The organism is Pseudomonas alvandae (genome assembly GCF_019141525.1).
Lineage (GTDB): Bacteria > Pseudomonadota > Gammaproteobacteria > Pseudomonadales > Pseudomonadaceae > Aquipseudomonas > Aquipseudomonas alvandae.
In genome coordinates, this window is sequence record NZ_CP077080.1 from 379613 (window position 1) to 403365 (window position 23753).

The 23753-nt window shown below is 60.6% G+C and carries 19 protein-coding genes, 1 tRNA gene, 2 rRNA genes and 1 pseudogene; 18 read left to right on the forward strand and 5 right to left on the reverse strand.

Features of this window, described 5'->3' with window-relative positions; translation table 11 throughout:
• Positions 1-154: 154 nt before the first annotated feature.
• The 8 genes from rrf (KSS97_RS01715) (at position 155) to pgaD (ending at position 9569) form a co-directional block, all read left to right on the forward strand.
• Positions 155-270, forward strand: a 5S ribosomal RNA gene (rrf, locus tag KSS97_RS01715).
• A gap of 107 nt (positions 271-377) precedes the next feature.
• Positions 378-493: ribosomal RNA gene (rrf, locus tag KSS97_RS01720) — 5S ribosomal RNA — on the forward strand.
• 181 nt (positions 494-674) lie between these two features.
• Positions 675-1310, forward strand: coding sequence for an NADH:ubiquinone oxidoreductase subunit N (locus KSS97_RS01725; protein ID WP_198798004.1), 636 nt, complete (start codon positions 675-677; stop codon positions 1308-1310).
• 159 nt (positions 1311-1469) lie between these two features.
• Positions 1470-2975, forward strand: coding sequence for a YdgA family protein (locus KSS97_RS01730; protein WP_030142211.1), 1506 nt, complete (start codon positions 1470-1472; stop codon positions 2973-2975).
• Positions 2976-3218: 243 nt separating this feature from the next.
• Positions 3219-5702: a poly-beta-1,6 N-acetyl-D-glucosamine export porin PgaA gene (gene pgaA / locus KSS97_RS01735; protein WP_217860864.1), complete on the forward strand. Its 2484-nt coding sequence runs from the start codon at positions 3219-3221 to the stop codon at positions 5700-5702.
• A 12-nt stretch (positions 5703-5714) separates the two neighbouring features.
• Positions 5715-7712 (forward strand): poly-beta-1,6-N-acetyl-D-glucosamine N-deacetylase PgaB, encoded by a 1998-nt coding sequence (pgaB, locus tag KSS97_RS01740; RefSeq protein ID WP_217860866.1) that lies wholly within the window; start codon positions 5715-5717, stop codon positions 7710-7712.
• Between the two features lies 1 nt (position 7713).
• Positions 7714-9069 carry a poly-beta-1,6-N-acetyl-D-glucosamine synthase gene (gene pgaC / locus KSS97_RS01745; RefSeq protein ID WP_198798007.1) on the forward strand — a complete coding sequence of 452 codons (1356 nt, stop codon included), beginning with the start codon at positions 7714-7716 and terminating at the stop codon, positions 9067-9069.
• Positions 9066-9569 (forward strand): poly-beta-1,6-N-acetyl-D-glucosamine biosynthesis protein PgaD, encoded by a 504-nt coding sequence (gene pgaD, locus KSS97_RS01750; protein WP_217860868.1) that lies wholly within the window; start codon positions 9066-9068, stop codon positions 9567-9569. Before pgaC ends, pgaD begins: the two co-directional genes overlap by 4 nt.
• A gap of 137 nt (positions 9570-9706) precedes the next feature.
• Here the strand turns inward: pgaD and KSS97_RS01755 are convergent, their stop codons facing one another.
• The gene (locus tag KSS97_RS01755) at positions 9707-11239 is read right to left on the reverse strand and encodes an FAD-dependent oxidoreductase (protein WP_217860870.1); all 1533 of its coding nucleotides are present in this window, start codon (positions 11237-11239) and stop codon (positions 9707-9709) included.
• 140 nt (positions 11240-11379) lie between these two features.
• Here KSS97_RS01755 and KSS97_RS01760 point away from each other — a divergent pair, with 140 nt between their 5' ends.
• From KSS97_RS01760 to KSS97_RS01780, 5 genes and pseudogenes are all read left to right on the forward strand, one after another.
• Positions 11380-11937, forward strand: coding sequence for a YbhB/YbcL family Raf kinase inhibitor-like protein (locus KSS97_RS01760; RefSeq protein ID WP_030142204.1), 558 nt, complete (start codon positions 11380-11382; stop codon positions 11935-11937).
• Between the two features lie 135 nt (positions 11938-12072).
• Positions 12073-12246 (forward strand): hypothetical protein, encoded by a 174-nt coding sequence (locus KSS97_RS01765; protein WP_181290589.1) that lies wholly within the window; start codon positions 12073-12075, stop codon positions 12244-12246.
• A 37-nt stretch (positions 12247-12283) separates the two neighbouring features.
• Entirely contained in the window at positions 12284-13597 is a 1314-nt protein-coding gene (locus KSS97_RS01770; protein WP_198798010.1) for an MFS transporter, read from the forward strand.
• Positions 13598-13716: 119 nt separating this feature from the next.
• Positions 13717-14034, forward strand: a complete 318-nt coding sequence (locus KSS97_RS01775; protein WP_030142202.1) for a DUF3375 family protein — start codon at positions 13717-13719, stop codon at positions 14032-14034.
• 249 nt (positions 14035-14283) lie between these two features.
• Positions 14284-15163: pseudogene (locus KSS97_RS01780) on the forward strand (virulence RhuM family protein).
• Between the two features lie 152 nt (positions 15164-15315).
• Here the strand turns inward: KSS97_RS01780 and KSS97_RS01785 are convergent.
• Positions 15316-16194, reverse strand: coding sequence for a LysR family transcriptional regulator (locus tag KSS97_RS01785; RefSeq protein ID WP_217860878.1), 879 nt, complete (start codon positions 16192-16194; stop codon positions 15316-15318).
• Between the two features lie 106 nt (positions 16195-16300).
• Here KSS97_RS01785 and KSS97_RS01790 point away from each other — a divergent pair, with 106 nt between their 5' ends.
• Entirely contained in the window at positions 16301-17302 is a 1002-nt protein-coding gene (locus KSS97_RS01790) for a zinc-dependent alcohol dehydrogenase family protein (protein ID WP_217860880.1), read from the forward strand.
• A gap of 60 nt (positions 17303-17362) precedes the next feature.
• On the opposite strand, the gene KSS97_RS01795 is transcribed toward KSS97_RS01790, so the two are convergent.
• Together KSS97_RS01795 and KSS97_RS01800 are read right to left on the reverse strand one after the other, a co-directional pair.
• Entirely contained in the window at positions 17363-17947 is a 585-nt protein-coding gene (locus KSS97_RS01795; protein ID WP_217860882.1) for a hypothetical protein, read from the reverse strand.
• A 19-nt stretch (positions 17948-17966) separates the two neighbouring features.
• Positions 17967-18530 carry a hypothetical protein gene (locus KSS97_RS01800; protein WP_407684462.1) on the reverse strand — a complete coding sequence of 188 codons (564 nt, stop codon included), beginning with the start codon at positions 18528-18530 and terminating at the stop codon, positions 17967-17969.
• A gap of 241 nt (positions 18531-18771) precedes the next feature.
• On the opposite strand from KSS97_RS01800, the gene KSS97_RS01805 reads away from it, so the two are divergent.
• The 3 genes from KSS97_RS01805 to KSS97_RS01815 all read left to right on the forward strand — a co-directional run bounded on the left by KSS97_RS01805 (position 18772) and on the right by KSS97_RS01815 (position 21804).
• Positions 18772-20448: a vWA domain-containing protein gene (locus KSS97_RS01805; RefSeq protein WP_198798014.1), complete on the forward strand. Its 1677-nt coding sequence runs from the start codon at positions 18772-18774 to the stop codon at positions 20446-20448.
• Between the two features lie 169 nt (positions 20449-20617).
• Entirely contained in the window at positions 20618-21190 is a 573-nt protein-coding gene (locus tag KSS97_RS01810) for an RNA polymerase sigma factor (protein WP_030142196.1), read from the forward strand.
• Positions 21187-21804, forward strand: coding sequence for a hypothetical protein (locus KSS97_RS01815; protein WP_217860884.1), 618 nt, complete (start codon positions 21187-21189; stop codon positions 21802-21804). The genes KSS97_RS01810 and KSS97_RS01815 overlap by 4 nt, the downstream gene beginning before the upstream one ends.
• A gap of 64 nt (positions 21805-21868) precedes the next feature.
• On the opposite strand, the gene KSS97_RS01820 is transcribed toward KSS97_RS01815, so the two are convergent.
• A tRNA-Arg gene (locus KSS97_RS01820) sits at positions 21869-21945 on the reverse strand.
• Positions 21946-22295: 350 nt separating this feature from the next.
• Here KSS97_RS01820 and gabD point away from each other — a divergent pair.
• A complete protein-coding gene (gene gabD / locus KSS97_RS01825; RefSeq protein WP_030142194.1) occupies positions 22296-23738 on the forward strand; it encodes an NADP-dependent succinate-semialdehyde dehydrogenase in 1443 nt (480 codons plus the stop codon).
• Positions 23739-23753: the final 15 nt, after the last annotated feature.

Genomic DNA, 23753 nt, shown 5'->3' on the forward strand with positions numbered 1-23753 from the left:
AACACCCAAGCAATCTGTAGACTCGAAAGAGGCCAGATTGCGGTGTGTGAAGACGAGATGAACCGAAAGTTCGAAACTCACCAAACACCGAAAGCTGTCACATACCCAATTTGCTGAAGCGAGGCCATGAGGCCACGACTCAGTACCCGAATTTCTTGACGACCATAGAGCATTGGAACCACCTGATCCCATCCCGAACTCAGAAGTGAAACGATGCATCGCCGATGGTAGTGTGGGGTTTCCCCATGTGAGAGTAGGTCATCGTCAAGATTAAATTCCGAAACCCCTATCTGCTGACGCAGGTAGGGGTTTTGTTTTAGTAGAAGTCTTAGATTTTTACCGACACGTTGTTTCTGAACGGGTTGGTCACCGAATTTCTTGACGACCATAGAGCATTGGAACCACCTGATCCCATCCCGAACTCAGAAGTGAAACGATGCATCGCCGATGGTAGTGTGGGGTTTCCCCATGTGAGAGTAGGTCATCGTCAAGATTGAATTCCCGAAACCCCTGTCTGCCAGCGCAGACAGGGGTTTTGTCGTTTAGGGCCGGTAATCGGATCGTCCCCTAAATTGCTGTCCCGCTCCAGCAAACCCCGAGGCCGTTGCTATGCTTTGATTGTTGGGCGTAGGCAAAAGGCGCCCGCGATGTGACTGGTCATGGGGATTCCAATAATGAAAAACCCTTATGCTCCTGGCTTCTGGTGCGCTATTGCAGCGTTGTTGCTGCTTTCAGGTACCTATTTCTATGGCGTCATGCTGACCCATCAGATAGATAAGGCATTGATCTTCCTCGATAGCGTGTCTGCGCTGATCGGCGTCATATCCATAGCTGTTGTCGCCTGGGCTTCACTGCAAGGCCAGCGCATCAAGAAAAAACAACTCGAGCAAGGCAAGACCCTGGTGTTGATCTGGGATACAAAGGTTGCGCTACGAAGGGTCGAGACGGTGTTCGATCGCTATTTCTGGGGCAGTTATTGGCAACCGGGGCGCACCTTCCAGGAGGTCATGGGAGAACTCACCGGGACTCCTCTGGAAAAGAGTCTCGAGGCCTTGAAAATCCAGTGTGCCGCTTTGGACGAGCAGGTCGCGCAAGACGATTGGCATTGGCTCAACAATGCGCGCGAGCTGTGCGATGTCGCCAACGCCATGGCTCGGGAGCGCTACCAACTGGATTTTTGCGATGGGCGCGCAGATTCGTCGGGCACGGCGGTGATCAATCGTGATTTCGAAGTGCTGGTATATACCTGGACCGCAAGGCTCAAGACTTTTGATCATCAGCTCGACGAGATCGAAGTCCAATATTCGTAGACCATTTCTCAAGAACACGCTTTCCCCCCTTTAAACATTGGGCTAGCGTGCCTGCCTGATGCTAATCTCCCCACCACTTTTACAGCGTCGAGCCATAGCCCTTTGCGGGTCAAGGAAGACGACGATTTTTTCAACCATGGAATAACGATCGGGTCACTCATGAATAAATCAGCAAGCGTACTTCTCGGAATCGTTGTGGTTATCGGTGCCGTCAGCGCAGGTGGCGCCTGGTATACCGGCACGAAGCTTGAAGGAGTGCTGAATACCGCTATTGCCGACAGCAACAAGCAAATGCAAACGGCTCTGGCCGGCTCCAATGGCACTGCATCGATCGAACTGGTCTCCCTGGATCGCGGAACATTCAGCAGTACCGCGCATTATCGTCTCAAGGGCGAAGGCGAGATGTTTGGTAGCGAACCGGTCGAACTGCTGTTCGTCGATAACATCGAACATGGTCCGCTGCCCTTTTCCCGCCTGATGACGCTCAAATGGCTGCCAGTCATGGCCACCAGTCACACCGAGCTTGAGCGCACCCCGCTGACCGAAAAGTGGTTCGTTGCCGCCAAGGACAAGTCGCCCCTCAAAGGCGTGTTCAACCTGGGCTACGATCAATCCACCAACGGCACATTCGAGCTGCTGCCCCTGGATACCAAGCTGGATGAACAATCCCAGCTCATCTTTTCAGGCCTGAAGATCGACGTGGCTGCCAGCGCCCAAGCCCAAAAGATCAAGGTCGATGGCTATATGGACAGTTTCAAACTGACCACCGTCGCCGAAGACCAGACGCCGGTGCAAGTTGAGTTCAGCGGCCTGACATTGGCCAGTAACCTGACCAAGAGCACCTATGGCTACTACATGGGTGATAACACCCTGTTGCTGAGCAACAGCAAGACCAGCTTCGGCGAGCAGAAATCGGTGTTGGGCCTGAAGAACTTCGAAATGAAGAACAACAGCTCCGAAAACGGCACCAGCGCTTCGGGCCGTGCCGATTACAAGATCGGTGAGTTGTCGTTCAACGACAAAGTCATCGGTTCGGCGCAAATGGCGGTAAGCCTCAAGAATCTGGACATCCCAGCAACCATGTCGCTGATGCAGGTCTACCAAGCCAAGCTGCAGCCTTACGAAAAAGCCGCTGCCGAAGCGGCTGAAGCGGGCGAGCCAGCGCCAGAGCTGAACCTGACCGAGGCGGAAGAGGCACAGGTCAAGGCTGATCTGGAGAAACTCCTGGCAGGCGCTCCACAAGTCGCCCTGGAGAACCTGTCGTTCAATACCGCTAATGGTGAAAGCCGCGCGAGCCTGGTCGTCGATTTGGCCAAGCCGCAATCCATGGACTTGCCGCCTGATGAACTGGGCCGCCAACTGCTTGCCCTGCTGGAATTCAAGGTGAAAGTCTCCAAGCCGATGCTGGTGGACCTGCTGACTGTGCAGGCGCAGATGGAAGGTCAGACCGATGCCAAGCTGATCGCTGACCAGGCCACCGCCACCAGCGATATGTTCAGTGCCATGGCAGTGGGTACGGAGCTGGCCAAGCTGGAAGGGAACGATGTTGTCACCAACCTGCATTACGCCAACAATCAAGTCGATTTCAACGGCCAGAAAATGACCGTTGAACAGTTCTCGGCATTTGTGATGAGCAAGCTGGGCGGCGGCGTCGCCATTCAGTAATCCCGCTTCAACAGTCCCCCAAACCGGCCTGTGCATTGCGCACGGTCGGTTTTTTTTGCCTGTGAAAAAGTACCACGCTGAAATCTGCATGGATTCTGAAGAATTATGGCGTTCTGAAAGATGACCCTCCGCGCAGTGCCAGACTTGGCCCGTTAGAGCTTGGCTGGGTTCCTTTGACCCGGCCTCCTGTTTGATGGGCAAGGGGGCACTGCGACCCGGCTGGCCATGTAAGGATGCTGACGAATGCCGCGTACTGTGGGTCCTTTTATTCAATTCGGTTTGCGCCCGTTGTTTCGCGTCGCGCTGTGCAGCCAATTGTGCTGGCCGCTTGTGGCGTTGGCCGATTCTGGCTATGACCAGAAAGTGCTCGACGCCCGTGCAGGTCATTACACGCCTGCATTGACCGTGTTGCGCCAGCTATCGGCCGGCCAGGCCAGTACCGCGCAGATCAGTGATCACCTGCAGATTGCCAGTTGGGCTGGCCTCGATGCCGAGGTGGCGACCGTCTATGAAACCCAGGGCCGCTATCACGACCTGCCGGTCCAGGCGCTGACGGCTGTGGCGCGGTCCTATCGCAACCTCAAGCGTTGGGATTCGGCGACCGATTTGTATCGCCGCGCACTGGCGATCGATCCACAAAATCCCGATCTGCAACTGGGCCTGGCCCTGACCCAGGCCGATGCTGGCAAGCCTGATGAAGCCGTCAGCCGTGCCAAGGCGCTGGTTGCCGCCAAACCTGACGATCCAATGCGCCGTCTGGCTTTGGGTTATGCGCTGACCCGCGCCAATAATCCCCACGAAGCGCTATTTGAATACGACCAGGCGTTCACCCGTGCGGGTAGTCACAAGCCTGAGGTTGCGCGCGAGTATATCTATGCACTGCAACGTGCCCGGTTGCCGGAGCCGGCCCTGCGCCTGGCCCGTCTCCAGCCCGGGCTGATCGACCGTGGCGTGCAGCGCCGACTTGAAGGCGATGTAGCGGCCGAGCGGGTGCGCCTGGCGGACATGGCCAGCCGCAGCGAAAAGGATCGCTTCGTCATCGCGGATCGCGCCCTGGTTGATTACGACAAACTGCTCGCCACCTGGACCCCGGTGGCCGAGGCCCATGAGGACGTCCTGCGCTGGCGGATCGACCGCATGGGTGCCCTCAATGCCCGGGCTCGCCGGGCAGAGGTGATTGCCGAATACCAGAAACTGGTCGCTGAAGGCGTCGGCATTCCTACTTATGCCTTGCGTTGGGTGGCCTCTTCCTACTTGGAGCAACGGGAGCCGGAGATTGCCATCGATCTGTATCGTCGCGTACTGACCGCGCCCGATGCCGACCCTGCGGATCGCTTCGAAGACAGCACGGCGCTCTATTACGCTTTGCTGGAAAGTGAACGCTCCGAAGAAGCACGCGCGCTTGCCGAGGATCTGGCGAAATCACAGCCGTCACGCGTGGAGCTTAAAGGGATGCCGATCGGCAACCCTAACGACGAATGGATGGACGCTCAGCAACTCGCCGCCCAGGCGGGCACTTATGGCGCTGACCTGCCTTCCGCCGAAGCGCGCCTGAACGACCTTGTCTATCAAGGCCCCGGCAACATCGGTTTGCGCCTGGCCCAGGCCGATCTGTATCAGGCCCGAGACTGGCCGCGCCGGTCCGAGAACCTGCTCAAGGAAGTCGAGGCGACGACGCCGCGTAGTCGCGATCTGGAAATCGCCCAGGCCCGCGCCGCGATGGATCTGCAGGAGTGGCGGCAGATGGATGCGCTCACCGACGACGTCGTCGCTCGCTATCCGGAGAACGCCCACGTCAAGCGCCTGCAACGCCAGCGCGAAGTTCACGACATGGCCGAATTGCGCATCGAAGCCTACACCGGCAAGAGCTTTGGCGGTGGCAATGGCGATGCTGGTGCGGTGACCGGCAGCCGGGACTTTGGTATTGAAACGTTGCTCTACAGCCCGCCCATTGACGAGGACTGGCGGTTGTTCGGTGGTGCCGGCTACGCCACTGGCGATTTCGAGGAAGGCACCGGTCATCATCGCTGGCAGCGCCTGGGCGTCGAGCGGCGCACCCGCGACATGACCCTGGAAGCGGAAGTCTCCAATCACTCGTATGGCTCCGGTGACAAGCAGGGTGCACGTGTGGCTGTGGCTCGGGACATCAACGACCACTGGCAGTACGGCGGCAGCCTGGATTACCTCTCGGCCGACACCCCGTTGCGGGCTCTCAACAGCGGTATCCGCGCCAATGGCGGAAGCGGTTTCGTCCGCTGGCGGGCCAATGAGAGCCGCGAATGGCGACTGGCTGTCAGCCCGTCGCACTTCAGCGACGGCAACAACCGCCTCGAGACCTTGCTGACCGGCCGCGAAGGCCTCTACAGCGCCCCGAGGTTGCAAGTGGAAATGGGTCTGGAAGTCGGTGCCAGCCGCAACAGCGGTTCCAACGAAGTGCCGTACTTCAATCCGAAATCGGACTTCAGCGTCATGCCGACCGTGACCGCCAACCATGTGTTGTACCGCCGTTACGAAACCACCTGGAGCCAGCAATTCCAGACCGGCGCCGGTACCTACAGCCAGCGTGACTACAGCACCGGTGCGATGGGATTGCTCAGCTACGGCCAGCGTTTGCTCTGGAATGACGTGCTCGAAGCCGGGGCCGCGCTGAGCTGGCTCAACCGCCCTTACGACGGCGATCGTGAAAGCGATCTGCGCCTGCTTGTCGACCTCACCTACCGCTTCTAGAAGAGTTTGAAAATGCCCGTCATTTCGCGATTCATCCTTCTGCTGGGAGTCTTGCTGATCAGCGCTTGTGCCCAGCAAGCCCCGGCGTTCACACCACCTTCGCAACGGCCGGTGGCGGCCAACGACGCGCCGTGGCCGAAAAACCACGTGCTTGGCATCGCCTACCACGATGTCGAGGATCTCGACCCCGACCAGGCTCTCGTGGCCGTGCGTACCGAACGCCTGATCGAACAGTTGGCCTGGCTGCGGGAAAACAACTACCAGCCGGTTACCGTCGACCAGATCATCGCCGCCCGCAATGGCGGCCCGGAACTGCCGCCGCGCGCGGTGCTGCTGAGTTTCGACGACGGCTACTCGAGCTTCTACACCCGCGTCATGCCGATCCTGCGCGCCTATAACTGGCCGGCCATCCTGGCGCCGGTCGGCAGTTGGGTCGACACGCCGCAGGACCAATCGGTGGATTTTGCTGGTGTGCCGCGCAAGCGTTCCGAGTTCCTGACGTGGGAGCAGGTTCGTGAGGTTTCGAAGTCGGGCCTGGTGGAAATTGCCGCCCACACCGACGCCAATCACAAAGGTATCCTCGCCAACCCGCAAGGCAACCAGCAACCCGCCGCGACCACCCGGCACTACGATCCTGCGACTGGTCGCTACGAAAACGAGGCCGATTTCCAGGCTCGCATGCGCAAGGATGTGGCGGCCATTTCCGAAAAGATCCGCAAGGTTGCCGGCTACAGCCCGCGCGTCTGGGTCTGGCCCTATGGCGAAGCCGACGGCACTGCGTTGCAGGTCATCGGCAGCGAGGGCTACCAGATGGCGCTGACTCTGGAGGATGGTCTCGACAGCCTCGATAACCTGATGGATGGCCCGCGTTTCCTGGTGTCGTCCGATCCGGACGGCGCGCACTTCGCCGAAAGCATCTCTTCCGTGCAAACGATCGACCCGATGCGGGTGGTCCACGTCGATCTGGATTACGTCTACGATTCGGACCCGGCGCAGCAAGAAGCCAACGTCGGCAAACTGGTCCAGCGCATCTACGACCTGGGCGCCAACACGGTGTTCCTGCAGGCGTTCGCCGACCCGAAAGGTGACGGCCTGGTCCACTCCCTGTACTTCCCCAACCGTCATCTGCCGGTGCGCGCCGATCTGTTTGACCGGGTTGCATGGCAATTGCGTACCCGGGCCAACGTCAAGGTCTATGCCTGGATGCCGGTGCTCAGCTTTGCCCTGGACCCGAAACTGCCCCGCGTGCTGCGCTGGGATCCGAAGACCGGCAAGACCGGTGTCGCCCCGGACCAGTACGTGCGCCTGTCGCCATTCGACCCGAACGTGCGCAAGGTCATCGGCGAAATCTACGAAGACATGGCGCGGATGAGCTCGGTGGATGGTGTTCTTTACCATGACGACGCGGTGTTCTCCGACTTCGAGGACGCCAGCCCCGCCGCGATGAAAGTCTATGCCGCCCACGGCTTGCCGCAATCCATCGCCGCCCTGCGCGATGACCCGGCTGCCATGCAGCGCTGGACTCGCTTCAAGAGCCGCTACCTGATCGATTTCACAGCCGAGCTCACCGCCAAGGTCCGGGCGATACGTGGCCCGCAGGTGCGCACGGCGCGCAATATCTTTGCCGAGCCGATGCTCAACCCGGAAAGCGAAGCCTGGTTCGCCCAGAACCTCGACGATTTTCTCGCCGCGTACGACTGGACTGCACCGATGGCCATGCCATTGATGGAAGGGCAGACCCGCGAGCAATCGGGCCCCTGGCTCGAGCGATTGGTGGAAACCATCAAGGCCCGCCCGGGTGCGCTCAAGCGTACGGTGTTCGAGCTGCAAGCCCGCGACTGGCACAGCAAGCCGGTGGCCGACATCGAAGGCGAACAACTGGCCGACTGGATGGGGCGCCTCAAGCGTCAGGGCGTGACCAGTTTCGGTTACTACCCGGACAACTTCATCGAAGACCAGCCCGCCGTGAAAGCCGTGCGGCCTGCGCTCTCCAACAAGTGGAATCCTTGACATGTTCGACAGACTGCTCGCCGTCCTGGTGCTGGCGATTGTCCTTGGGGTGCCCCTGGGCCTGATTTTCCTGGTCACCGGGCAATTCCTGATGGACTTCGTGTTCTTCTACCCGCTGTTCATGTCCGGCCTGTGGATCGCCGGTGGCCTGTATTTCTGGCTGCACTGGGAGCGCCACTGGCCATGGAAGGACGACACGCTGCCGCCGCCCCTGGCCGGCGAGCCGCTGATCAGCATCCTAGTCCCGTGTTTCAACGAAGGCGACAACGTTGCCGACACGATTCACGCCGCGCTGGGCCAGCATTACCCGAACATCGAAGTCATCGCCATCAACGACGGCTCCAAGGACAACACTGCCGAAGTGCTCGACCGGCTGGCCGCCGAGGACCCACGTTTGCGCGTGCTGCACCTGGCGGAAAACCAGGGCAAGGCCGTGGCCCTGCGCATGGGCGCCATTGCTGCACGCAGCGAATACCTGGTGTGCATCGACGGGGATGCGCTGCTGGCGCCCAACACTTGCGCCTACCTGGTTGCACCGATGCTGGATAACGCCCGCCTCGGCGCGGTGACCGGCAACCCGCGCATCCGCACCCGTTCGACATTGGTGGGCCGGGTCCAGGTCGGCGAGTTCTCCTCGATCATCGGTTTGATCAAGCGCACCCAGCGAGTCTTCGGGCGGATCTTTACCGTGTCCGGCGTGATCGTCGCGTTCCGGCGCACGGCCCTGCACCGGGTCGGCTATTGGAGCCCGGACATGATCACCGAAGACATCGACATCAGTTGGAAACTGCAACTGGACCACTGGAGCATCTTCTACGAGCCCCGCGCCCTGTGCTGGATCCTCATGCCCGAAACCCTGCGCGGCCTCTGGCGGCAACGCCTGCGCTGGGCCCAGGGTGGCGCCGAGGTGCTGTTCAAGAATATCCGCGGTATCTGGCAATACCGTCACCGTTACCTGTGGCCGCTGCTGTTCGAATACTGCCTGTCCACCGGCTGGGCGTTCACCTTCCTGTTGTCGGTGATCTTCTGGGGCGCCGGTAAATTCGTCGAGATGCCTGCGGCTATCGCAGTGGACCACCTCATGCCGCCGGCCTTCACCGGGCTGCTGCTGGCGGTGGTGTGCCTGATGCAGTTTGCGGTGAGCATCCTGATCGACCGCCGCTACGAAAAAGGCCTGTGGCACATCATGTTCTGGGTGGTCTGGTACCCGCTGGTGTTCTGGCTGATCAGCCTCTTCACCACCCTGGTGAGTTTCCCCAAGGTGTTGTTCGGCCAGCATCAGAAGCGTGCCCGCTGGGTCAGCCCGGATCGCGGGATCAAACCGTTCGATGACGAAGAAGAGGAAGTGATCCGATGAAAATTATCAGGACCCGGCAGCGACCCTTTCTGGTGGTCATCGATGTGCTCTTTACGGTGCTGGCGTGGGTCGGGCTGTTGTATCTACTGGTGAACGGGCTGTGGCCGCTGTTCGACAGTCACGCCGGCCCGCGCCTGGGCGGTTCATTGTTCGACACCCTGGGGACGTTGCAGATCTACGGCTGGATCGCGTTGGTCAACGCAATCATCCTGATCACCTGGGCGCGTTATCAACAGCGCAAGAGCCGTAGCTTTGCCCAGCGACGGCTGCCGAGGCCGGCCGTGGACGACCAGGGCCTGAGCGCCAGTTTCAAGTTGACCGACGAACGCTTGGAAACCTTGCGCCAGCCTGGGTCGAAGATCATCCACAACAATCAGGATGGGGATATCAGCCACGTGGTGCCGCATTTCCATTTGCTGAGCCCGGACTTGCAGCCGCCGCCCCTGGCCCCGTTGGAGCGACCACGGGTGATCCATTTACCGGCGGATCACTCCGCGTAAGCGCAGCTGCGACTATTTCTTTGTGGGAGCGAGCTTGCTCGCGATAGCGGAGTGTCAGGCAACCGTGTTGCTGCCCGAGCAGACGCCATCGCGAGCAAGCTCGCTCCCACAGGTTTTGTGGCGTTTTTAAAGACAAGCTACGCCGAAAAGTCCCGAACCAGCCGCCAAGCCTCATCCACGGGCAGCGGTTGTTTCATGCGCTGGGCCAGTGCTGCCATGGCCCGGCCTTCATCGCAGGCCACGACTGCCGCGACGAGGCCGTCCTTGCCGAGCAGCGCGATAAAGGGCGGATGCTCGGGTGTGCCTTTGAATTGCACCTCATCCCATTCCTCTGCGTGGCCCAGATAGTCGTAGCGCTTGCCGAAGTGATACGTCCAGAAGAACGGCACGTCCAGGTAATGCTCTTCACCACCGAGCATATTCGTTGCGGCGATCCGGGCCTGTTGCTGGGCCAGGCGCCAATGTTCGATGCGCCGGGGCTGGCCGTTGAGGGGAAAGGTCGCGATGTCGCCCACGGCCCATACGCCATCGGTCACGCGCATGCCGTCGTCGACGATCAACGATTCATCATTCTCTCGTGGCAGGTTGGCGAACGGCTCCGTGGCCGGATGCACGCCGACACCGATGATGACCAGGTCCGCCGCAAAGCGTTGGCCGTTATCCAGCACCACGGCTTCGGCCTTGCCCGTGCCTTCGATTCGCGCTGCTTCGCCTTCGCTGTGATACACCACCCCATTGGCGCGGTGCCTTGCCAGGATCGCCTTGCCGATGCTGTCGCCGAACTGCTTGGCGAACGGCACCGGATGACGGGCCAGGACGGTGACGCTCAGTTCGCGTTTGCGCAGGGAGGAGGCAACCTCCATGGCGATAAAACTGTCGCCGATGATCACCGCCTGTTGCCCCGGCTGGGTACGGTCGAGGATCTGCCGGCTGTCGGCCAAGGAGCGCAGGGTGAAAACATTCGGCAGGTCGAGCCCCGACAAGCCGGGCGTCTTGGGCACACCGCCGGTGGCGAGGAGCACCGCGTCGTAGCTCAACGTTTCGCCGTCCGCGAGGCGGATCAGGCGCGCGCCCACATCAAGGTCCGTGACCTCGCCATGGCGCCGTTCGATGCGTTGCTGGGTGAAATAAGTTTCATCGCGCAGGGGCGGGGTCTTGTCCGCCGCCATGTCGCCAGCCAGGACATATTTGCTTAAGACGGTGCGGTCATAGCCGGCCTCGGCTTCCCGGTCGAGCATCAGGATCCGCCCACCGAAACCCTTCTCGCGCAACGCAGCCGCGCACGCTGTGCCCGCCGCGCCGGCGCCGATGATGACGAAGGTACGCGGATCATCGGCCGGCGGGATTTTCTCGGCCGGCAGTGGTTGGTCATCGACCCAGACTTCGTCGCCGCGCACCTCCACGTGATAACGCTCCAGGCTGTCGAGGGCCGGCGGTTCGCACAGGGCGCCGTCTTCGGCGCGAAATGCCGCTTTGTGCCACGGGCAGATCAGCCGGCCGTGGCACACCGCCCCCTTGGCCAACGGTGCGCCGGCATGTGGGCATTTGCCTTGGAATGCCCGCACCTGACCGCCGGCCCGCAGCAGCAGGACGGGTGATTCATTGAGGCTGACTTCGAGGCCGCGGTCCTCTCGCACATCAGCGAGGCGGGCGACTTGATGCATGGGCATGGTCGTTCTCCGGCAGGCGTTTCCCGTTGGAGTCGAGCAATTGGAGTGAGGTTCAGCGTAATTGTCACTGCAACCGGGCCGGCGCTGCGGCTATAGTTCGCAGGCCGTCCATGGCCTGAACCGCATTCAAGGTGCCCGGTATGACCCGATTGACTTCCCTTTCCTCCTGGCTCGCGGCCGTCACCCTCGTGCTGTGCGCACAAGGGGTCCAGGCTGAAGAGCGTTTTACCCTGAGCATTCCCGGTGTGTCGGACGACCGCCTCTTCACCGCAGCGGCCGCCAGTGACGCCAACAAATGCGGCGGCAAGAATATTTCCCCGGCCTTGAGTTGGAACGCTGGTCCTCCGGGCACCCTCAGCTATGCCATCGTCATGCTCGACCCCGACGGCCAGCGGGGGCAGGGTGTCGATCATTGGATTCATTATGGAATCAAGCCCAGCACCCGGCAGATTCCAGCAGGCGCGGGCACCAAGTCCTCGCTGGAAGGCATGAGCGGTCTCAATAGCAAGAACACCCCTGGCTATATCGGCCCGTGCCCGCCCATTGGCGACAGTGCCCACCATTACCTGATCCAGATTTTCGCCCTGGACCTGCCGCCCGAAGCTTTGCCCGCCGGCCTGACTCGCACCCAATTGATGGAAAAACTCAACGGCCATGTACTGCGCAACAGCAGCGTGGTGCGCCGCTATCACCGTTGATCGTGCATAAACCCGGGGCGAGGGCGCTCGCTCCCGCAGGGCTGCAGCACAGCAGCCCCAATCGTCACGGAAGTTGGCATCGAGCGCCAAAAGCGAGCACTATCGGCCCGTGTTCACTCATGCCGGAGGATGGCGATGACGCAGAAAACCGACGGCATCGCCCGCCTCAAGAACTGCCCCACCAAGGGCGACGAGATACGCCGGGCCATCGCCCAGAGCCGCAAGGATTTCCTGCCTGCTGACGAGGCCGCAGACGCCGAGCCAGGCCAATCGCCGGCGCAGCCCGTGGACAAAGATCCCGCTGCCTGAGCCGTTGCCTTCTTTCCACTCACTTTCAAACTTGCCTATGACTGCCTCGACTCATCTGCCAGACGCGCGGTTCAGCCGATCCGACTACAAGACCCTGGGCCTGGCCGCCCTCGGCGGTGCGCTGGAAATCTATGATTTCATCATTTTTGTCTTTTTCGCCCTGACCCTCAGCCAGCTGTTCTTCCCGCCAGAGATGCCCGAGTGGCTGCGCCTGCTGCAAAGCTTCGGGATTTTCGCCACCGGCTACCTGGCCCGGCCCTTGGGCGGAATTCTCATGGCGCACTTCGCCGATCGCCTGGGGCGCAAGCGGGTGTTCAGCTTGAGCATCCTCATGATGGCCTTGCCGTGCCTGCTCATCGGCGTGATGCCGACTTACGCGCAGATCGGCTATTTCGCCCCGTTGCTGTTGCTGGCGTTGCGCATCCTGCAAGGCGCGGCGGTGGGCGGCGAAGTGCCCAGTGCCTGGGTCTTTGTCGCTGAACATGCGCCGCTGCGACATCGTGGCTATGCCCTGGGGTTTCTCCAGGCGGGCCTGACTTTTGGCTATTTGCTCGGCGCCCTGACCGCCACCGCGCTGGCGCGGATTTATACCCCGACGGAAATCCTCGACTACGCCTGGCGCCTGCCGTTCCTGTTGGGCGGCGTCTTCGGCGTGATTGGCGTCTGGCTGCGCCGCTGGCTCAGCGAAACGCCGATCTTCATGGCGCTGCAAGCCAATCGTGAGGGGGCGGCGGAACTGCCGCTGCGCACGGTCCTGCGCGACCATCGCCACGCCTTGCTGCCCGCTGCGATCCTCACCTGCGTGCTGACCTCCGCCGTGGTCGTGTTCGTCGTCATCACCCCAACCGTGATGCAGAAAAGCTTCGGCCTGACCCCCAGCCACACCTTCGCCCTGAGCAGCCTCGGCATCGTTTTCCTGAACATCGGCTGCGTCCTGGCCGGCCTCATCGTCGACCGCATTGGCGCCTGGCGCACCGTCATGCTCTACAGCCTGCTGCTGCCCCTGGGCATCGCCGTGCTCTATGCCAGCCTGATCAGTGGCAGTGCCTGGCTGGGCCTGGCCTACGCAGTGGCCGGGCTGGGTTGTGGCGTGGTCGGCGCGGTGCCATCGGTGATGGTCAGCCTGTTCCCGCCGAAGATTCGCGTGTCCGGCATCTCGTTCACCTACAACATCGCCTACGCGCTGTGGGCCAGCATGACGCCGTTGGTGTTGATTGCGCTGGTGCCATGGAGCCCGTGGGTGTGCGTCGGATATTGCGTGGTGATGGGGGCGGTGGGCGTGACCGCGGCGGCGTATTTCCCGGGGCGGGGTGAGCGTGTTTATGGTTCGGCGTTAGCGTCGGAACCCTGACTACAATCCGCAAAATTTGTTGTAGGCCTTTTCTGAAACAGTATGAACCGACCTGATTCGAGGTAGATTCAACGCACATTGTGTTTACCATGGGCATCTCTTCTGTCGGGGAGCCTTGCATGAAAGCCAGTACAACCATTGCTACGTTTCGTCGGTTGCGGACCCAGCCATTGTGGCGGTTGTTGGCCTCCGATCATGGGCCGCTGACCCTGGGCTTGCTCCAGACCCATCTGTACGAAAGCGAGCGGGGTCTGCCCGCATCCATCTTCCATGAGCGTATCGAGCGGGAACTAGAAGAGCTTCGCGTGCGAGGCGAGCATCTGGGAACAGCGCAAAGCTATATAGCGGGCTGGCTGTCGGAAGGCTACCTCGAACGGCGCTTCCCGCCAGGCGCGTCGGAAGAAGAATATGAATTGTCCACCGCAGTTAGTGATTGAAGAGGTTGTGCATTCGTCAGGCTCCTTACACAGGAATATTGAGGGGGCTACATTTGGAACTGATCGCGCTGCTGACCAAGTCGGAGTCGTTGAGATATGAGCACGGATAACGCCAATACCTCGCAGTTCATCATCTACCAGAGCGAAGACGGGCGAACCCGGTTGGACGTGCGCTTTGTCGATGAAACCGTATGGTTGACCCAAGCCTTGATGGGAGAGTTATTCAGCACCACGCCAGAGAACGTGTTGATGCATCTGAAGAACATCTTCAGCGAGGGAGAGCTTGATCAACACGCAACCACTAAGGATTTCTTAGTAGTTCGTCAGGAAGGTACGCGCCAGGTAAAGCGCAATCTCAAGCACTATAATTTGGACGCCATTATCTCCGTGGGTTATCGCGTACAAAGCCATACGGCAACGCGCTTCCGTCAGTGGGCCACCCGGCAGTTGCGTGACTACATAGTCAAAGGCTTTTTGCTTGATGACGAGCGCCTGAAAAATCCCGATCAGCCGTTCGACTACTTTGAAGAGCTGACGCGGCGCATCCAGGATATTCGCACCAGCGAAGAACGCTTCTACCAGAAGATTACTGACATCTACGCCACCAGTGTGGACTACGACCCGACTCAGGAAGCCAGCATCAGCTTCTTCAAGACTACAAAACAAAGTGCACTGGGCAATTACCGGGCAGACTGCGGCCGAGCTTATTCACAATCGTGCGGACAGTGGTAAACCCCACATGGGCCTGACCAACTGGCGCGGTGCCAAGGTTCGCAAACAGGATATCTCGAATGCTAAAAACTACCTCTCGGCAGAAGAACTTAGCGCTTTGAACAATCTGGTCGAGCAATACCTGGTGTTTGCGGAAGGCCAAGCCATGCGTCGTATTCCAATGTCCATGGCTGAGTGGTTGAGAAAGCTTGATGGTTTCCTGAAATTGAACGACCGCGAAATTCTGGATAACGCGGGCCAAATTTCTCATGACCTGGCCAAGCAGCATGCCGAGTCGCAATACGAGCTATTTCATAAACTGCGCCAGCAAGAAGATACGGCGAGCTCTGATCAAAACCTCGCGGATCTGAGCCAGCTTGTCCACTCGCTATCGAGCAAGACCCAATCTAGGTCTTGACTGCGAGATTCCCGTCTGCGACAGGTGGCTAAGTTTTATTGGAATGGACGTCTAAGGTTTGGGCCTTTATGAGAATTCACCGCCTGGCAAGGTTAAGTGCCCGAAGTTCCAGCATCGCCTTTGACACTTACAAGTATTTGGCTGCGGTCTTTTTAAAGACACTCGCGTAAAAAATCCACAAAGGCCCGGGTGCGCGCCGAGCGGCGTCGGTCGTGGCTGAACACGGCGTTGATGGGGAGCGTCAGTGGCTGGTAATCGGCAAGCAGCGGGACTACCGTTCCCTGGCGAATATCAGCGGCATACAGCCATTGCGGGGAAAGCGAAACACCGAGACCGGACAGCACCATTTCCCGGATCGCTTCGCTGCTGTTGCTGGTGACGTTGCCCTTGATCGTCACTTGGTATTGCTCGGCTCCACGCTCGAATCGCCAGACGTCGTAATGCTCCAGCAGCGTGAAAGCCAGACAGTTGTGGTGGGCCAGATCGGCTGGCCGAAGGGGGCTTCCGTACTGCTGCAGATAGGCGGGGGTGGCATATACCTGTCGAGGACTGCCCCCCAGGGAAACCGCCACCAGCCCTTCGTTTTTCACTGCGCCGATGCGAATGGCAACGTCAATATTCTCCTTCAACACATCTTCGTTCTGATCGCTCAGCCGCAGGTCGAGCCGGACCTGTGGGTGACGCGCCAGAAACTGGCCCACCAGGGGCGCGATGCACAGTCGTCCGAAGCTGACTGGGGCCGTTACGCGCAGGGGGCCGGCGATCTGTTCCTGGCCATTGGCGAAACCGAGGCGTGCCGCGTCCAGGCTAGCGAGTATGTCCTTGCTCTCGGTGTAGAAATGCTGCCCCTGGTCGGTCAGCGCGAGATGGCGGGTGCTGCGCGCGAACAGCGCGCCGCCAAGGTGTTGTTCCAGCGCGCGGATCTGCTTGCTCACCGCCGGTTGGCCCAGGTTCAGCTCCCTGGCCACTGCCGAGAACGAGCCGCGCTCCACGACCCTTACGAATACCTGCATTGCCTCGAACAGATCCATAGGATTTGGCCTTTTGCTGGAATAAATCCTATCCATTATTGCTGACTTATCGGAATGCGTCGGCGCGCCCATGATGAACCTGCCCACTCACTGGAGGTTTACCGTCATGAACAACACCATGTTTGCCGCCGTCGCTGAAACCGCTCAGGCCCCGTTGATCGTCCGCCACATCGCCCGGCCCACTCCTGGCAAGGGACAGCTCCTGATCCAAGTGCACGCTGCCGGGATCAATCCGCTGGATACCAAAATCGCAGCGGGAGCGGGTGGCCATGCCCGGCAACCGCTTCCTGCGGTCCTGGGCATCGACCTGGCGGGCGTTGTCGTTGAGCTGGGCGAAGGCGTTGTCGATTTCGCTATTGGCGACGAAGTGTTCGGCATGGCCGGTGGGATTGGTGGCGCTCAAGGTGCATTGGCCGAATACATCGCCGTCGATGCACAACTGGTCGCGCCAAAGCCCCGCGCATTGAGCATGCGTGAAGCGGCAGCCTTGCCCTTGGTGTTCATCACGGCCTGGGAAGGACTGGTCGATCGAGCCAATGTCCATCCCGGCCAACAGGTATTGATCCATGGCGGCGCGGGCGGCGTCGGACAAATCGCCGTGCAGATCGCCAAGGCCCGGGGCGCTGACGTTTATGCCACCGGCTCGGCCAGCAGCCTGGATTTCATCCGCGAGCTGGGCGCAACGCCCATCGATTACCGGGCCCAGGACACCGACAGCTACGTCCGCCTGCACACGGACGGCGAAGGTTTCGACATTGTCTACGACACCGTGGGCGGCGCGACGCTTGATGCTTCGTTCAACGCAGTGAAGACCTACACCGGCCATGTGCTCAGTTGCCTGGGCTGGGGCCAGCACAGCCTCGCGCCCTTGTCGTTCCGGGGGGCGAGTTATTCCGGGGTGTTTACCTTGATGCCGCTGTTGACCGGAAAGGGCCGTGCGCATCACGGTCATATCTTGCGGGAGGCCGCGGCGCTGGTTGAGGCTGGGCAGTTGCGGATCAAGGTGGATCAGACCCGGTTTGGCCTTGAGGACGTCAACGAAGCCTTCGCTCAGGTCGCCGAGGGGCGGAGGCAAGGGAAGACAGTGGTGGAACTCGGGGCTGAGTGAGCCGATCCGTCAGGCTGGCGTCTGCTGGCGAGGGAAAAATCCCTCGCCAATCATGCTTGGTTACAGCAACCGCCGCTGTACAGCCTCTTCCAAAGTGCTGCGTGTCAGCGCCTGCACGACGTCACGAGTGTCCTGCTGGAACGGAATACCGAAGATCAGCACCAAGTGCATCCAGGTGCGTACCGATTCGCTCTTCTGCACACGTCCCAGTTCCTTGCCATCCTTGTCCTTGAACACAGTTTCGAGTGTAAAAGTATTCTCGGCTGTGGACGGGATCACGAAAAACGTAGCGCCAGTGATGATGGCCGAAGCCATGCTGAACTGTTCATTGTTTCTCAAGGTGGCTTCGGCGTAGATGTCTGATTCGACCTTGTCGGTGCTGACCCGCGCGAAACGTCCGGAGTCTCGGAAGGTCTCGGTCACCGAGCTTTCCCAAGCGGTGGCCTGGGCGCCCGAGGCAGCGACGGCCGGGCCGCTGTTGACCTGGTTCTGCGCAGTGGTGCGCACGAAGGCGGTTGGCTTGGAGGCTGTGGTGGCAGCGGCAGGCGGCCAGGTTTTAACGTCCGGCAACTCGTGTTGCGAGTAAGACACGCAACCCGTCAGCAACACGGCGGCCAATATGAAACTGTGTTTGATGAAACCCATGGTGTCCTGCTCCTAGGAATTATTGCTTGGCCAGGCGCGCCGTGGCGTTGTCCAGCAGTTGCGCCACCAACTGATTCAGTTGCTGTGCACCCATGGTCGGTGCCCAGTATTCGCGGCCATACAGGCCTACGTTGCGTTCAAGCTTGATCTCTTCCTTGGCGGTCGCCAGTTCCTTGCCGTCGCGATCGACGATGCTCAGGTTCCCTGCGACGTCGAAACTGTCGACGTAGATAGGACCGTTCACCCAGATCCAGATGGTCAGGGTCAGCAACGCGCCGGGGAAATAGCCCGGATGCGGAGCGCGATGGCCTTTGAGAGAGGTCATGTCGAACTTGAGCAACACGTCATTCTCGCCCAGGCGCGTCGGGTATTCGGTGACCTGCTTGAAGTAGCCGCCGGTCTGCACGTACTGATTGAGCTGGGCGGTGAGCGAGCGGCTGATGGCCGTGCGGGTGGCATCGTTGACATCGGGGGCAGTCACGGCGACATCGGCAATTTGTGCGATACGTGGGCTGCTGACAGGGGCAGGGTGCTGTGGCGCGCCCACCGGGCCGGTGACGGTGTATGACACGCAGCCGGTCATCGACAGGGTGGCGACCAGGGCGGTGGCCTTGAGGAACGTTTTGAACACGGAATGTCCTTATAGGGGTGATGGCACTTTAGTGTCTCGACTCGGGAGGCGGTAACTTGAGGGGAATTGCAAAAGCATCAAGCTGAGGAAGGGCTGCGAACACTCAGAAAATTATTTTCAGGCGGTTAACCCGAACCGCACAGGCCTCGCGTCTGACCTTGCGTACGGATCATCCATTCACGAGGTTCAGCCCATGTCCCGTCCACTTTCTTTTATGCGTCCTGCCGCCCAGGGCTTTGCTGTCACGATGCTGGTGACGTTGGCCGGTTGTGGGTTGTCTTCGTCCCGGGAGACTGCCAAGCCGGCGGAACCGGTGGTCGTGGCGCCCAGTGTTGTACCGCAAGGCGAGATCGCCGAAGTGCGTCAGCCGACGGTCAAGCGCATGCTCATGAAACCGGCAGCGATGCCTGCCCCAAGCGTGGCGAGCGATTCCATTGCCGAGGGTTACCGTGCCGAGCCCCGCGAACAATACGAAAAACTGCCGGACAACCCCGTCCATAGCGTCGCCGAGACGCCAGTATCGACCTTCAGCGTGGACGTCGATACCGGCAGCTACGCCAACGTGCGACGTCTCCTCAACCAGGGCAGCCTGCCGCCCGAGGGCGCCGTGCGCTTGGAGGAGATGGTCAATTACTTCCCTTATCACTACGCCTTGCCCACCGATGGCTCGCCGTTTGGCGTAACGACCGAAATCGCCCCGTCGCCGTGGAATCCCCATACCCGTTTGTTGCGCATCGGCATCAAGGCGTCCGATCGCGCCGTAGCGGAGTTGGCCCCGGCCAACCTGGTGTTCCTGGTGGATGTGTCCGGTTCCATGGACCGGCGTGAAGGCCTGCCGCTGGTCAAGAGCACGCTGAAACTGCTGGTGGATCAATTGCGCGACCAGGATCGCGTGTCCTTGGTGGTTTATGCCGGCGAATCCCGGGTGGTGCTCAAGCCGACCTCGGGTCGCGACAAGGTGAAAATCCGCAACGCCATCGACCAGCTCAATGCTGGTGGTTCCACCGCGGGCGCCTCGGGTATCGAGCTGGCCTACCAGATGGCCCGGGAGAGCTTCATCGATAACGGCATCAACCGCATCCTGCTGGCCACCGATGGCGATTTCAACGTCGGCATCAGCGACTTCGACAGCCTCAAGCAGATGGCGACGGATCAGCGCAAGAGCGGCGTTTCCCTGACGACGCTGGGCTTCGGTGTGGATAACTACAACGAACACTTGATGGAGCAATTGGCTGACGCTGGCGATGGTAACTACGCCTACATCGATAACCTGCTCGAAGCGCGCAAGGTCCTGGTGGACCAACTCAGCTCCACCTTGGCCGTGGTGGCGCGGGATGTGAAGTTGCAGGTGGAGTTCAACCCGGCCCAGGTCAGTGAGTATCGACTGCTGGGCTATGAGAACCGCGCGTTGAAGCGTGAGGATTTCAACAACGACAAAGTTGACGCGGGCGAGATTGGCGCCGGGCATACAGTGACGGCGTTGTATGAAATCGTTCCGAAGGGCACGCCGGGCTGGTTGGAACCACTGCGTTATGGCAACGCGCCGAAGTCGGACGGCAAGTCCGGTGAACTGGCGATGTTGCGTGTACGCTACAAACCGGTCGAGGGCGGTAGCAGTCGCTTGATCGAGCATCCCATTGCCAGTGTGCAGAGCGAAAAACAACCCAGCGATGACCTGCGCTTCGCCGCGTCCGTGGCCGCCTTTGCCCAGCAGCTCAAGGGCGATGGACGCTACACTGGCACGATGAGCCTGAAGGACACCGCCCAACTGGCGCGCTCGGCCCGCGGCGATGATCCGTTTGGGTTGCGCTCGGAGTTCGTGCAGTTGGTGGAGTTGGCCCAGAGCCTCGAGCCTGCGGCCAAGCGCTGATCCTGCGCATAACGAGGATCAAAATGTGGGAGCTGGCTTGCCTGCGAAGGCGGCGTGTCAGGCACAGACGTTTCGCCTGACACGCCGCCTTCGCGGGCAAGCCCGGCTCCCACAGAGTCCTCTACAATCGGCAGGCCGTGTTCTACATCGAAAGGAGTTCGCCCCCCACATGCCCGCAGCGCTTGATTCACCTAGCGACGAAGCGTTGCTGGCCCGCTACCGCAATGGCGACGGGGCTTCTTTCGAAGTCCTGTATGCCCGTCATCGGCAGGGGCTTTATCGTTTTCTCGTGTCGTTGAGCAACAAGGCCGAACTGGCGGAGGAAATCTTCCAGGACACCTGGCTCAGCCTGATCCGCAGCGCCACCCAGCCACAAGGCCGGGCGAGTTTTCGCACCTGGTTGTTCCAGATTGCCCGCAACCGTCTGATCGACCATTGGCGCAAACACGGTGTCCACAATCCGTTGCACGACAGCTATGACGAGCAACTCCACGTCCAGCCCGACGACGCCAGCAGCCCCGAGCAGCAGTTGAGCTTGAGCCGCGACCAGGCACGGCTCGATGCCGCCTTGCAGGCCTTGCCCGAGGATCAGCGGGAGGTTTTCCTGCTGCGCCTGCACGGCGACTTGGAGTTGCCGCAAATTGCTGCGCTGACTGGCGCCCCGCTGGAAACGGTCAAGAGCCGCTTGCGTTACGCCCAACAGAAATTGCACCGACTGTTGGCCGAGGAGGTACCCGCATGATCGACCGCAAACACACGCCGGATGCCGACGACGAAATGCTGCTCGAGCATTTCCGCCAGCACCCCAGCGGCGAACCGCCACCTTCCCTGGACGCCTTTATCCTGGCCGCTGCCCGCCGTGAAGCGCCGACGCCTGCGCCGAGCCTGTGGCAGCGTTGGTTGCACGCCTGTCAGCGGCCACGTTGGCAGATGGCATTCGCCACGGTCGCCGGTGTGGCGCTGATGATCGGGCTGGTGCTGCGCTCGCCCGTTCCCGAGGATCATTCGTCCCCACTCGCATCCGTGGAATTTTCCGCCAACCGGCAAGAGCCTGCTGTTGCCGCCGCACCACCGCCAGCCATCTCCGCACCCGCGCCGATCGTCCGCATGGCGCCCCAGGGCGAGTTGGCCCGAGCTCCGGCAAGCGCTGACCAGGCCCTGCCGGAAAAACCCGCCGCGAAAATGAGCAAGGCCGCACCGGCTGCGCTGCCGTCGCTGGAACAGGGGTTGATGGAAATCCTGCGTTTGCGCGAGGTGGGTGACAGCAAGGCCGCTGACGAGAAGCTGCTGGCGTTGCACAAGCGCTTTCCCAAGGAGGATTTGCCTGCGCGGTTGGAGGCGTTGCGTCAGCGCTGAGTAAAAAATAGGCAACAAAAAAGCCCCAATCCGCGAGGACTGGGGCTTTTCGATTTTCCATGTATGGTGCACCAGGCGGGATTCGAACCCACGACCCCTGCCTTCGGAGGGCAGTACTCTATCCAGCTGAGCTACTGGTGCAACGCGGGCGCCATGATACTCATAAGCATGGCAGGCGTCCATGCTGCTGATTTGCCGTTTGTTTCTGCCTCGCTCCGCGGCTGTTGGCTACGCTGATCAGAAAAAACAGGCAAATGCAGCTTTTTCGTTCTTTTTTTCGAACAGCCTATTGTCCTCGAACCCCATCGGCCCTAGGATTCGTTTGAGATTTCAAACGCTCTTGTCTGGGTGCTGAACCGCACGTCTGTGCTTATGTGCGTTATTTCTGTGCTTCAGCCCGGTGAATGATTTCCCTGACGGCAGCCCATAAGGCGCCTTTCTACAACTCTAATTCGCTCCGCGTGCGCGCGGTGCTGTTAAGGAAAGCCGACATGCAGCTTAAAGACACCCAGTTGTTCCGCCAGCAAGCCTTCATCGATGGCGCTTGGGTCGATGCGGACAATGGTCAGACGATCAAGGTCACCAACCCGGCAACGGGCGAAGTATTGGGCACGGTGCCGAAGATGGGCGCTGCCGAAACCCGTCGTGCGATTGAAGCCGCCGACAAGGCGCTGCCGGCCTGGCGTGCGTTGACCGCCAAAGAGCGCGCCAACAAGCTGCGCCGCTGGTACGAATTGCTGATCGAAAACCAGGACGACCTGGGTCGCCTGATGACCCTGGAGCAGGGCAAGCCGCTGGCCGAAGCCAAGGGCGAAATCGTCTACGCCGCTTCGTTTATCGAATGGTTCGCCGAAGAAGCCAAGCGCATCTACGGTGATGTGATTCCTGGCCACCAGCCCGACAAGCGCCTGATCGTGATCAAGCAGCCGATCGGCGTGACCGCCGCCATTACCCCGTGGAACTTCCCGGCAGCGATGATCACCCGCAAGGCCGGCCCGGCCCTGGCTGCCGGTTGCACCATGGTCATCAAGCCCGCTTCGCAAACCCCGTTCTCGGCCCTGGCCCTGGTTGAACTGGCGCACCGTGCCGGTATTCCGCAAGGCGTGCTGAGCGTGGTCACCGGCAGCGCCGGCGACATCGGCGGCGAGCTGACCAGCAACCCGACCGTGCGCAAGCTGTCCTTCACCGGCTCGACCGAGATCGGTCGCCAGCTGATGGCCGAATGCGCCAAGGACATCAAGAAAGTCTCCCTGGAACTGGGCGGCAACGCGCCATTCATTGTGTTCGACGACGCCGACCTGGATAAGGCCGTCGAAGGCGCGATCATTTCCAAGTACCGCAACAACGGCCAGACCTGCGTCTGCGCCAACCGCCTGTACATCCAGGATTCGGTGTACGACGCGTTCGCCGAAAAACTCAAGGCCGCAGTGGCCAAGCTCAAGATCGGCAACGGCCTGGAAGACGGCACCACCACTGGCCCGTTGATCGACGAAAAAGCCGTCGCCAAGGTCCAGGAACACATCGCCGATGCCGTCAGCAAAGGCGCCACCGTGCTGGCGGGCGGCAAGCAGATGGAAGGCAACTTCTTCGAGCCGACCATCCTGACCAACGTACCGAAAAACGCCGCCGTGGCGAAGGAAGAAACCTTCGGCCCGCTGGCGCCGCTGTTCCGCTTCAAAGACGAAGCCGAAGTGATCGCGATGTCCAACGACACCGAGTTCGGCCTGGCTTCGTACTTCTATGCCCGTGACCTGGGCCGTGTGTTCCGTGTGGCCGAAGCCCTGGAATACGGCATGGTTGGCGTCAACACCGGGTTGATCTCCAACGAAGTCGCGCCGTTCGGCGGCATCAAGGCTTCGGGCCTGGGCCGTGAAGGTTCCAAGTACGGCATCGAGGACTACCTGGAAATCAAATACCTCTGCCTGGGTATCTGATACCGCTTCAAGCGC

What these genes read in the sequence shown, in the direction of transcription:
- KSS97_RS01725 (WP_198798004.1), top strand. Translation starts at nt 675, where the DNA reads ATGAAAAACCCTTATGCTCCTGGCTTCTGGTGCGCTATTGCAGCGTTG.
- KSS97_RS01730 (WP_030142211.1), top strand. Translation starts at nt 1,470, where the DNA reads ATGAATAAATCAGCAAGCGTACTTCTCGGAATCGTTGTGGTTATCGGT.
- pgaA (WP_217860864.1), top strand. Translation starts at nt 3,219, where the DNA reads ATGCCGCGTACTGTGGGTCCTTTTATTCAATTCGGTTTGCGCCCGTTG.
- pgaB (WP_217860866.1), top strand. Translation starts at nt 5,715, where the DNA reads ATGCCCGTCATTTCGCGATTCATCCTTCTGCTGGGAGTCTTGCTGATC.
- pgaC (WP_198798007.1), top strand. Translation starts at nt 7,714, where the DNA reads ATGTTCGACAGACTGCTCGCCGTCCTGGTGCTGGCGATTGTCCTTGGG.
- pgaD (WP_217860868.1), top strand. Translation starts at nt 9,066, where the DNA reads ATGAAAATTATCAGGACCCGGCAGCGACCCTTTCTGGTGGTCATCGAT.
- KSS97_RS01755 (WP_217860870.1), bottom strand. Translation starts at nt 11,239, where the DNA reads ATGCCCATGCATCAAGTCGCCCGCCTCGCTGATGTGCGAGAGGACCGC.
- KSS97_RS01760 (WP_030142204.1), top strand. Translation starts at nt 11,380, where the DNA reads ATGACCCGATTGACTTCCCTTTCCTCCTGGCTCGCGGCCGTCACCCTC.
- KSS97_RS01765 (WP_181290589.1), top strand. Translation starts at nt 12,073, where the DNA reads ATGACGCAGAAAACCGACGGCATCGCCCGCCTCAAGAACTGCCCCACC.
- KSS97_RS01770 (WP_198798010.1), top strand. Translation starts at nt 12,284, where the DNA reads ATGACTGCCTCGACTCATCTGCCAGACGCGCGGTTCAGCCGATCCGAC.
- KSS97_RS01775 (WP_030142202.1), top strand. Translation starts at nt 13,717, where the DNA reads ATGAAAGCCAGTACAACCATTGCTACGTTTCGTCGGTTGCGGACCCAG.
- KSS97_RS01785 (WP_217860878.1), bottom strand. Translation starts at nt 16,194, where the DNA reads ATGGATCTGTTCGAGGCAATGCAGGTATTCGTAAGGGTCGTGGAGCGC.
- KSS97_RS01790 (WP_217860880.1), top strand. Translation starts at nt 16,301, where the DNA reads ATGAACAACACCATGTTTGCCGCCGTCGCTGAAACCGCTCAGGCCCCG.
- KSS97_RS01795 (WP_217860882.1), bottom strand. Translation starts at nt 17,947, where the DNA reads ATGGGTTTCATCAAACACAGTTTCATATTGGCCGCCGTGTTGCTGACG.
- KSS97_RS01800 (WP_407684462.1), bottom strand. Translation starts at nt 18,530, where the DNA reads ATGACCGGCTGCGTGTCATACACCGTCACCGGCCCGGTGGGCGCGCCA.
- KSS97_RS01805 (WP_198798014.1), top strand. Translation starts at nt 18,772, where the DNA reads ATGTCCCGTCCACTTTCTTTTATGCGTCCTGCCGCCCAGGGCTTTGCT.
- KSS97_RS01810 (WP_030142196.1), top strand. Translation starts at nt 20,618, where the DNA reads ATGCCCGCAGCGCTTGATTCACCTAGCGACGAAGCGTTGCTGGCCCGC.
- KSS97_RS01815 (WP_217860884.1), top strand. Translation starts at nt 21,187, where the DNA reads ATGATCGACCGCAAACACACGCCGGATGCCGACGACGAAATGCTGCTC.
- gabD (WP_030142194.1), top strand. Translation starts at nt 22,296, where the DNA reads ATGCAGCTTAAAGACACCCAGTTGTTCCGCCAGCAAGCCTTCATCGAT.